Source organism: Quisquiliibacterium sp., assembly GCF_982640115.1.
In genome coordinates, this window is record NZ_CEXFHW010000161.1 from 1 (window position 1) to 8,824 (window position 8,824).

Sequence of the window (8,824 nt, forward strand, 5' to 3'; positions counted from 1 at the left end):
TTCCAAGAGCCCGGACGTGATCGCGCGGCACCCGCTGCGCTTCATGCGCTCGTCGAGCTCGAGCATGCCGCCGCAGGTGATTGCCGAGGCCGAGGCGGTGTTCGGCGCGCCGCTGGTCGAGTCCTACGGCATGACCGAGGCGGCCCACCAGATGGCAGCCAACCCGCTGCCTCCGCGCGAGCGCAAGCCCGGCTCGGTGGGCATCGCCGCCGGCCCCGAGATGGCGATCATGGATCTGGACGGCCGCCTGCTGCCCCCGGGCGAGACCGGCGAGATCGTGATCCGTGGCGAGAACGTCACCCTGGGCTACGAGAGCAACCCCAAGGCCAATGCCGAGGCCTTCACCCACGGCTGGTTCCGCACCGGCGACCAGGGCGTGATGGATGCCGAGGGCTACTTCACCATCACCGGGCGTCTCAAGGAGATCATCAACCGCGGCGGCGAGAAGGTCTCGCCGCGCGAGGTCGACGAGGTGCTGATGGACCATCCCGCGGTCGCCCAGGTGGTCACCTTCGCGATCCCGCACGACAAGCTCGGCGAGGAGGTGGGCGCCGCGGTGGTGCTGCGCGAGGGCGCAGCCCTGGCCGAGAAGGAGCTGCGCGAGTTTGCCGCCAAGCGGCTGGCCGACTTCAAGGTGCCGCGCAAGGTGGTGTTTCTGGAGGAGATCCCCAAGGGCGCCACCGGCAAGCTGCAGCGCATCGGCCTGGCGGCCAAGCTCGGCCTGGCCTGACCCGCCGCCGGCAGCGGCGGGCATGCGGGCTTGCGCTGCCCGCTGATCGTCGCGCGAGCAGCCGCTGGCACCCGCGCATCGCGCCCGCCGATCCTGGCGCGCGGGGTCAGCAGGCCGGCTGCGCCAGCAGCGCCTCGATCAGCTGCCAGTGGGCATCGGACACCGGCGTGATCGACAGCCGGTTACCCCGGCGCAGCACCAGCAGATCGGCCAGTCCGGGGTGGGCACGCAGCTCGGCCAGCGACAGCAGCCGGGTGCGGCGCAGGGCCTGCACATCACGCAGCAGCCAGCGCGGCGCGTGCACCTGCGCGGTGGGGTCATACCAGGGCGAGGCGGGGTCGAACTGGGTGGGATCGGGGCGGCACTCGGAGGCGATGCGCGCGATGCCGGCGATGCCCGGCTGCGGACAACTGGAGTGGTAGAAGAGCACCGGGTCTCCCACCTGCATGGCATCGCGCAGGAAGTTGCGCGCCTGATGGTTGCGCACGCCGGTCCAGGGCACGGTGGCGTCGGGTGCGGCGAGCGCGTCGTCGATGGAGCAGTCCGAGGGCTCGGACTTCATCAGCCAGCGGGCCATGGTGAACGCGGGTGTGCTGGTGATGGTGGAATAAGGTGCCCCGCCTGTGCCGGTAGACCGGCATCCTGAACCATGAGGCTCAGGTCGGCCGCAGCGGGCATCACATCAGGTTCATCCGACGGGGGACGAGCTCAACAGCGACGCGCCATTCGCCACGGCCTGGTACGACACATTGGTTCAAGGAATGTAAGGCCTTGTCGGACACCGCAGGGCAGCACACATTGTAGCCCCGGATGCGGCGCCCGCCGTGCCGCCGGTCAGAAGAGCGACTCCTGGCGGCGGATCTCGGCCTCGAGGGCCTCGTTCACGGCGCGCAGGCGTCGCGCGCTGTCGGGCCCGGGCGCGGCGGGCTGGCGGGCGAGGATGAGCTGCTCGGCAAGCTGCAGTGCCGCGCCGATGGCGATGCGGTCGAGGTGGGTGAGCCGGTTCTCGTCGCGCACCGTGCGCATGGTCTGGTCGACCAGCGCGGCGGCCTCGATCAGGCGGGGCTTTTCGTCGGGGCCGACCGCAAGACGGTAGTCGCGGTCGAGGATGCGCACATCGATCTGTTCCATGTCATTCCTGCGGGGCGGCATCGGGAAGCCGCCCCAGCGCGCTGCGCACCTGCGTCCTGGCTTCGTCCATGCGCTGGCGCAGGGTCTGCTGCGCGAGGCGGGCGTCCTCGAGCGCCTGGCGCAGCTGGCGGTTTTCGTCGGCGAGCCGCTGGCTGCCGGCGATCAGCTGCTGGATCTGGCCTTCCAGCCGGTCGAGTTCGGGGTCCATGCGCCGATGGTAGGCAGGGTGGTGAGGGGGGTCAAGCGCGGGCCTGCGGTAGCATCGCCCGATGGTTGAGCGCTTCTTGTGCCGCGGGCTGCGCGGCGCCTTCCTTGCGTGCGTGATGGCGGTCGCGGCGGGCCTCGCCCTGCTGTCCCTGCCTGCGGCCGCGCAGGGTACGCGGGTGGAGGCGGTGGAGGTGGCGCTGGTGGCGCGCGATGCCGCGGCGGTGGCCGGGCGGCCGCTGCAGGTGGCCCTGCGCATCCGCCACGATCCGCACTGGCACAGCTACTGGCGCAATCCCGGCGACTCCGGCCTGCCCACGCGGCTCGAGTGGCGTCTGCCGCCGGGCTGGCAGGCCGGCGAGATCCGCTGGCCGGCGCCGCAGCGGGTGCTGATCGGCCCGCTCGCCAACTTTGTCTACGAAGATGAGGTCCTGCTGCCGGTGAGCCTGAGCGTCCCGGCGCAGGCCGCCGGGCAGGTCACCCTGCAGGCTCAGGCCCATTGGCTGATGTGCCGCGATGTCTGCATCCCTGGCGAGGCCAGCCTGTCGCTGTCGCTCCCGGTGCAGGCCGCGGGCGAGCCGCCCGCCTCGCCGCACCGCGCGGCCATCGATGCCACGCTGGCCGCGCTGCCGGTGTCGCCGCTGCCGGCGCAGGCCCTGCTGGCCGAGGGGCGGCTGTCGCTGCGCCTGGCGGCCGCGGCACTCGGGCGGGCCGAGTTTTTCCCTTACGAGGAAGGCAAGCTGCAGGCGGCGGCGCCCCAGCGGCTCATGCGTCTGCCCGATGGCAGCCACCGGCTCGACATCGCGCTTGCCGAGCCCGTGCAGGGCGAGGCCTTGTCCCTCTCGACCACGCCCCGTGCGCTGGGTGTCATCCGCCTCGATGACCGGGTGAGCGAGGTGGTGGCGGTGGCCGCGAGCGGTCCCATGCCTGTTGGCGAACCGGTGAGCGAGGCGCTCGGCCGGCAGCTGCTGCCCGCGGCGGGCCGAGCGGGCGGTGGCGGGCTCATCGCGCCGAGCGGCCCGCAGGCTGCCGCAAAGTCGGCCGTTTCGGGCCCGGGTTCGCTGTGGCTTGCCTTGCTGTTCGGCGCGCTGGGCGGGCTCATCCTCAACCTCATGCCCTGCGTGTTCCCGGTGGTCGGGCTCAAGGTGATGGGTTTCGTGGGGCATGGCCCGGCGCAGGCGCGCCGGGCGGCGATCGCCTTCGCCCTTGGCGTGCTTGCCACCTTCCTCGGGCTGGCCGGACTGCTGCTGGCGCTGCGTGCGGCCGGGCAGGCGGTGGGCTGGGGCTTTCAGCTGCAGTCGCCGGTGTTCGTGGCGCTGCTCGCGCTGCTCTTCGTGCTGATCGCGCTCAATTTCGCCGGCCTGTTCGAGGTGGGCATGAGCCTCACCCGTCTGGGCGGCGTCGAAGCGGCGATCACCGCCGGCTCGCTTGCACGCCCCGGCGGCGGTCTGCCCGGGGCCTTCGGCTCGGGCGCGCTGGCGGTGCTGGTGGCCACGCCCTGCACCGCGCCCTTCATGGGCTCGGCCCTGGGCTTCACGCTCGGCGAGCCGGCGCCGGTGGTGCTGGCGGTCTTCGCGGCGATCGCCGCCGGCATGGCGCTGCCGTATCTGGTGCTGGGCTTCATGCCGGCGCTGATTGTCCGCCTGCCGCGGCCGGGTCGCTGGATGGAGAGCCTGCGTCAGTTCATGGCCTTCCCCATGCTGGCCAGCGCGGCCTGGCTGGCCTGGGTGCTCGGGCAGCAGGCGGGCATCGACGCAGTGCTCGGGCTGGCGATCGGCGCGGTGCTGCTGTCGCTGGCGGGCTGGATCGTCGGGCGCTTCGCGCAGCCGGCCGCGGCTACCCGTCGCCCGTTTTCCGTCGCCCTGGCGCTGGGCGCGGCGATTGCCGGCGTGTGGGTCACCCTGATGCCGCTGTCCCAGGGGCGGCCGGCCTCCGGTGATGAGTCCGCCGCTGGCGGCGGCGCCCCCGCGCCCGGGGCAGGCGCGCCGCAGGCTTCGGGCGCCGCCGCCCCGGCGACGGGCGCTCCCGCGGCCACCGACTGGCAGCCCTGGAGCGAAGCCCGGGTTGCCCAGGCCATCGCCCAGGGCCAGCCGGTGTTCATCGACTTCACCGCGGCCTGGTGTGTGAGCTGCCAGGCCAACAAGCGTCTGGCCCTCGAGCGCGAGTCGGTGCGCGAGGCCTTCGCGCGCGCCGGGGTGCTGCGCCTGCGCGCCGACTGGACCCGCCACGATCCGGCGATCACCGCCGCGCTGGCCCGTCATGGCCGCCATGGCGTGCCGCTCTATCTGCTGCATCGGCCCGGCCAGGCCCAGCCGCTGATCCTGCCCGAGATCCTCACCCCGGGGCTGCTGCTCGAGGCGCTGGCCGGCCTGCGCTGAACGGAATGCCGGCCCGATCGGGTCGGCGGGCGGCGCAGACCCCGGTGCTAGACTGGCTGGGCTTTCGGTGCATCGCCCGCAGTCGTCGGGCGGCGTTAAACGGGAAACAGAGGGTCCGCCCGGCGTCCAGCCGGTCAGCCCAACCTGTGCTGCCCCCGCAACGGTAAGCAGGCGCGATCGCCGCTATGGCGGTCGCGGGCGGTTCCATGCCACTGGGGTCCGGTCATGCCGGCCCTGGGAAGGCGAATCGCTCGGTCCTGCCAGCCCGGATACCGGCCGAGAGGGAGAAGGGGTTTCCCTTCATGTCGCCAACGATGCGCTGCGGTGGGCAGCGCATCCTGCGTGCCGTCCCTTTCCCCTGTCCTGGGCGGTACGCGAGGAGTCCTTCCATGCGTTTCCCATGTCTGCCGGTCCGGGCCTGCTCGAGCCTGGCCCTTCTTTGCTGCGGTCTGTCGCCCCTGGGCGCCCAGACCCTGCCCGAGGTGGTGGTCACCGCCACCCGCACCGAACGTCCGGCCCAGGAGACCCTGGTCGACCAGGTGGTGATCGATGCCGCCGAGATCGCCCGCTCGGGCGCGACCTCGCTCACCGAACTGCTGCGCGCCCGCGCCGGCGTCGAGATCTCGCAGAACGGCGGGCCGGGCGCGATCTCGGGCGTGTTCCTGCGTGGCACCAAGACCGCCCAGACCCTGGTGCTGGTCGACGGTGTGCGCATGGAGAATCCCGCCGGCGGCGGCGCCAATCTCGAGTACATGCCGTTGTCGATGATCGAGCGGGTCGAGGTCATCCGCGGTCCGGCATCGGCGCTGTACGGATCGGCGGCGATCGGCGGGGTGATCCAGATCTTCACCCGTGGTGGCACGGGCCCGTCGACCTCGGCGCTGCTGGCCTTGGGCACGCAGGGCAGCAGCCAGGGCCAGGCTGGTTTCGCGCGTGAGACCGCCGACGGCCGCGCCCGGCTCAATGCCTCGGTATCGGCCGAGCGTACCGGGGGTTTCGAGGCCACCCGACCCGGATCGCCCGATTACCAGGCCGATCGCGATGGGCACCGCCGCGTGGCCGCGAGCGTCGGACTCTCGCATCGGCTGGCCGGCGGCTGGCAGCTGAGCGCCTCGGCTCTGGCCACCGATGGCCGCACCGCCTACGACGACACCTTCTCCACACCGCAGACCGCAAAGCTGAGCTACCGCACCTCCACACTGGGGCTGGCTGCCCGCGGTCCGCTCACGGCTGGCTGGAACACCGAGCTGCGGCTCGGCCAGGGCGGCATCGACTATGCCTACCAGGCCTTCTCGTTCGCGCCGCGCACCGCGTCGGACTCGCTGCTCTGGCTGAATACGCTCTCGCTGCCGGCCGGCCGGCTGGAGATCGGCCTGGAGCATCTCGCGCAGCGCATGACGGGTGACGGCGTGAGCGTGGGCGGCAGCACCTACATCCGCTCCCGCCGCCGCACCGACGCGGGATTCGCAGCCTGGGAGCTGGTGGCCGGCGACCACCGGCTGCGGATGCAGGTGCGTCACGATCACATCGAGACCGTGGGCGCCGAGCCCACCGCCGCCATCGGCTGGGGCTGGCAGTGGCGGCCGGGGTGGCGGCTGCGGGCATCATGGGCCTCGTCGTTCCGGGCGCCTACCTTCGATGATCTCTACAGCCCCTTCGGCGCCAATCCGTCCCTGCGGCCCGAGCGGGGGCAGGGCGCCGAGATCGCGGTCGAGCATCGCGGTGCTGGCGGCGCGGGCGCCTCGCTGGTGCTCTTCGAGAACCGCATTCGTGATGCGATCGAGCTCGATGGCAGCTACCTGCCGCGCAATCTCGCCCGGGCGCGGGTGCAGGGCGCGAGCCTCTCGCTGACCCAGCCCTGGGCCGGCCTGCGCTGGCAGGCCTCGGCCACGGTGCAGGACGCCCGCGGCGAACGCGATGATGCCGTCGGCACCAGCCAGCGCCTGGCGCGACGCGCCCGCGTGTTCGGGGTGCTGGGCGCGCAGTGGCAACAGGGGCCCTGGGTCGTCGATGGCCGCTGGACCGCGCAGGGCGATCGGGTGGACACCCTCGGGCAGAAGCTCGCCGGCTACGGCATCGTCGACCTCACCGTCTCACGGCGGATCGACGCCCGCTGGGAGCTCTTCGCGCGAGCCGGCAATCTCGGTGACCGCGACTACCAGACCGCCGCGGGTTACGTGATGCCCGGTCGGACGCTGTGGGCCGGACTGCGCTTCAGCGAGCGCTGAGCCGCGCGGGGCTGGCGCTGCGCCTGCATCCTGGCTGGCGCGAGGCCTTGCCGCTGCGCCCCGGGTGGCAGGCCCGCTGGCTGGCGCGCGTGTCAGGTCTGCTGCTGGCCGTCCTGGCCGGGCCGCTCAGCGCGGCTGGCCTGACCCTCACCGACGACCGGGGCCGATCGGTGAGCCTGCCCGCGCCGCCCGCGCGCATCGTGTCGCTGGCACCGCATGCCACCGAGTGGCTGGCCGCATTCGGTGCCGCGCCGCGGCTGGTCGGACTCGATCCGCACAGCGACTACCCGCCCGTACTGCGCGGGTTGCCGAGGCTGAGCGCCTACCCGACACCCGATGTCGAGGCGATCGCGGCGCTGCGCCCCGATCTGGTGGTGCTCTGGGGCGCGGGCCTGCGCCGCAGCGCGCTCGATCGCCTCGCTGCACTCGGCATCGCCACCTTCGTGACCGAGCCGCACGGCCTGGCCGGACTGGCCGAGTCGGCGCAGCGGCTGGCGCCGGTCGCGGGTGACGCCGTGCGCGCGGCCCAGGTGCTCGGCGCCTTCCGTGCGACGCTGGCCGCGCTCGAGGCGCGGCACCGCACGGACTCCCCGCTGCCGGTGTTCATCCAGGTGGCGCAGCAGCCGCTCTTCACGATCACCGATCGCGATCCGCTCGCGCAGGCCCTGGCCCTGTGCGGCGTGCGCAATGTGTTCGCCGACGCGCCCGGACTGTCGGTCGCGGTCGGGCCGGAGGCGGTGCTGGCGCGGGCGCCACGGGTCGTGATCCGGGTGCAGGGCGGGCAGGAGACCGAGCCCTGGTCGAGGCTGGGTGTGCTGGCGCCGACCGGTCCGCTGCGGATGGTGGCGGCCGACCCGGCACTCGCGCGGCCGGGCCCGCGGCTGCCCGCCCTGCTCGCGACGGTCTGCGCCGAGATCGATGCGGTGCGTCGACCCGCTGGCCCCGTCCGGGCGCAGGGATAGAATCCGCCCCACCCGCCTCACCCGCCTCACCCGCCTCGCCCGCCGTACCGGCCATACCGGTCCTATCGCCCATACCGGCCACACGCGTCATGCTGCCTGACCTGCCCGATCGCCTGCCCGAGCTGCGCTGCCCGCCTGGCGCAAGCCTGTCGGTGCGCATGGTGGCCGAGCGCCATCACCAGCTGCAGGTGCTGCGTGGCGTGGTCCAGCCCGATGCAGTGTCGCTCGATGCCGGTGCCATGGTCACCGCCTGGCACGCCGGCGGCGTGGGCTACGCGGCCAGCGCCGATCTCTCGGCGGCGGGGCTGCAGGCCGCTGCCGATCGCGCGATTGCCTGGGCCGTCACCGTCGGCCGGCTCGGCCTGTTCGCCGGCATCACGCTGCCTCGGCCCTCGGCGCGCGCGGTGGCCTGGCGCAGCCTGGTCGAGCGCCCGCTGCCCGCCCGACCCGATCTGCTCGCCGAGCTGGTGGCCGAGTCTGCCGCGTTGCGTCGCGATGCGCGCATCGTCCACTGGGCGGCCACGCTGCGGCGCGTCGAGGGCCGCCAGCGCCTGTTTTTCGATGGCGAGCCGGTGGCCGACCAGGCCTTCGCCTTCGTCGAGCCCAACCTCGAGGCCACCGCGGCGCAGGACGGACGCAGCCAGACCCGCACCCTCGGTGGCCAGTACAACGGGTTCTGCATGCAGGGCGGCGACGAGGTGATTGCGCTGTCGGGCCTTCGCGGCGGCGGTGAGCGCATCGGCGAGGAGGCGCTGCAGCTGCTCATGGCGCCCAACTGCCCGAGCGGGCCGATGTCGCTGCTGCTCGAGCCCGACCAGATGCTGCTGCAGATCCACGAGTCGATCGGCCATCCGCTGGAGCTCGATCGCATCCTGGGCGACGAGCGCAACTTCGCGGGCACCAGCTTCGTCACGCCCGACATGTTCGGTCACTACCGCTACGGCTCGCCGCTGCTCGATGTCAGCTTCGACCCGGGCGTGCCCGGGCAGTACGCCAGCTATGGCGTCGACGACGAGGGCGAGCCGGCGCGGCCGGTGCGCCTGATCGAGCGCGGCGTGCTGATGCGCACCAATGTCTCCTGGTCGATCGACGACTCGCGCAACAAGTTCCAGTTCGGCTGCGAATGGGGCCGGCTCATCGTCGACGGCGAACTCGGCCCGGTGGTGCGCAATCCCAATTACCGCGGCGTGT

General features: G+C 72.9%; 8 protein-coding genes, 1 other RNA gene and 1 riboswitch. Of the genes, 5 read left to right on the forward strand and 4 right to left on the reverse strand.

Going from position 1 to position 8,824, the window contains the following annotated elements; translation table 11 throughout:
• The coding region (locus AC2H6A_RS15380; protein WP_484274543.1) for an AMP-binding protein at nucleotides 1-730 on the forward strand (730 nt) is incomplete at its 5' end.
• Nucleotides 731-836: 106 nt separating this feature from the next.
• Here AC2H6A_RS15380 and AC2H6A_RS15385 read toward each other — a convergent pair.
• The 4 genes from AC2H6A_RS15385 to AC2H6A_RS15400 all read right to left on the reverse strand — a co-directional run bounded on the left by AC2H6A_RS15385 (nucleotide 837) and on the right by AC2H6A_RS15400 (nucleotide 2,069).
• The gene (locus tag AC2H6A_RS15385; RefSeq protein WP_484274544.1) at nucleotides 837-1,307 is read right to left on the reverse strand and encodes an EVE domain-containing protein; all 471 of its coding nucleotides are present in this window, start codon (nucleotides 1,305-1,307) and stop codon (nucleotides 837-839) included.
• Between the two features lie 33 nt (nucleotides 1,308-1,340).
• Nucleotides 1,341-1,523, reverse strand: a non-coding RNA gene (gene ssrS / locus AC2H6A_RS15390) — 6S RNA.
• Between the two features lie 41 nt (nucleotides 1,524-1,564).
• Nucleotides 1,565-1,861, reverse strand: a complete 297-nt coding sequence (locus AC2H6A_RS15395; RefSeq protein ID WP_484274545.1) for a cell division protein ZapA — start codon at nucleotides 1,859-1,861, stop codon at nucleotides 1,565-1,567.
• A gap of 1 nt (nucleotide 1,862) precedes the next feature.
• The gene (locus tag AC2H6A_RS15400) at nucleotides 1,863-2,069 is read right to left on the reverse strand and encodes a hypothetical protein (RefSeq protein WP_484274546.1); all 207 of its coding nucleotides are present in this window, start codon (nucleotides 2,067-2,069) and stop codon (nucleotides 1,863-1,865) included.
• A gap of 61 nt (nucleotides 2,070-2,130) precedes the next feature.
• Here AC2H6A_RS15400 and AC2H6A_RS15405 point away from each other — a divergent pair, with 61 nt between their 5' ends.
• The 4 genes from AC2H6A_RS15405 to AC2H6A_RS15420 form a co-directional block, all read left to right on the forward strand.
• Nucleotides 2,131-4,443: a protein-disulfide reductase DsbD family protein gene (locus AC2H6A_RS15405; protein WP_484274547.1), complete on the forward strand. Its 2,313-nt coding sequence runs from the start codon at nucleotides 2,131-2,133 to the stop codon at nucleotides 4,441-4,443.
• A 48-nt stretch (nucleotides 4,444-4,491) separates the two neighbouring features.
• A riboswitch (cobalamin riboswitch) is annotated at nucleotides 4,492-4,738 on the forward strand.
• Between the two features lie 94 nt (nucleotides 4,739-4,832).
• On the forward strand, nucleotides 4,833-6,671 hold the full coding sequence (locus tag AC2H6A_RS15410) for a TonB-dependent receptor domain-containing protein (protein ID WP_484274548.1): 1,839 nt from the start codon (nucleotides 4,833-4,835) through the stop codon (nucleotides 6,669-6,671).
• A gap of 47 nt (nucleotides 6,672-6,718) precedes the next feature.
• Nucleotides 6,719-7,633, forward strand: coding sequence for a helical backbone metal receptor (locus tag AC2H6A_RS15415; RefSeq protein ID WP_484274550.1), 915 nt, complete (start codon nucleotides 6,719-6,721; stop codon nucleotides 7,631-7,633).
• Nucleotides 7,634-7,722: 89 nt separating this feature from the next.
• A partial coding sequence (locus tag AC2H6A_RS15420) for a TldD/PmbA family protein (RefSeq protein ID WP_484274551.1) occupies nucleotides 7,723-8,824 on the forward strand: 1,102 nt, incomplete at its 3' end.

What these genes read in the sequence shown, in the direction of transcription:
- AC2H6A_RS15385 (WP_484274544.1), bottom strand. Translation starts at nt 1,307, where the DNA reads ATGGCCCGCTGGCTGATGAAGTCCGAGCCCTCGGACTGCTCCATCGAC.
- AC2H6A_RS15395 (WP_484274545.1), bottom strand. Translation starts at nt 1,861, where the DNA reads ATGGAACAGATCGATGTGCGCATCCTCGACCGCGACTACCGTCTTGCG.
- AC2H6A_RS15400 (WP_484274546.1), bottom strand. Translation starts at nt 2,069, where the DNA reads ATGGACCCCGAACTCGACCGGCTGGAAGGCCAGATCCAGCAGCTGATC.
- AC2H6A_RS15405 (WP_484274547.1), top strand. Translation starts at nt 2,131, where the DNA reads ATGGTTGAGCGCTTCTTGTGCCGCGGGCTGCGCGGCGCCTTCCTTGCG.
- AC2H6A_RS15410 (WP_484274548.1), top strand. Translation starts at nt 4,833, where the DNA reads ATGCGTTTCCCATGTCTGCCGGTCCGGGCCTGCTCGAGCCTGGCCCTT.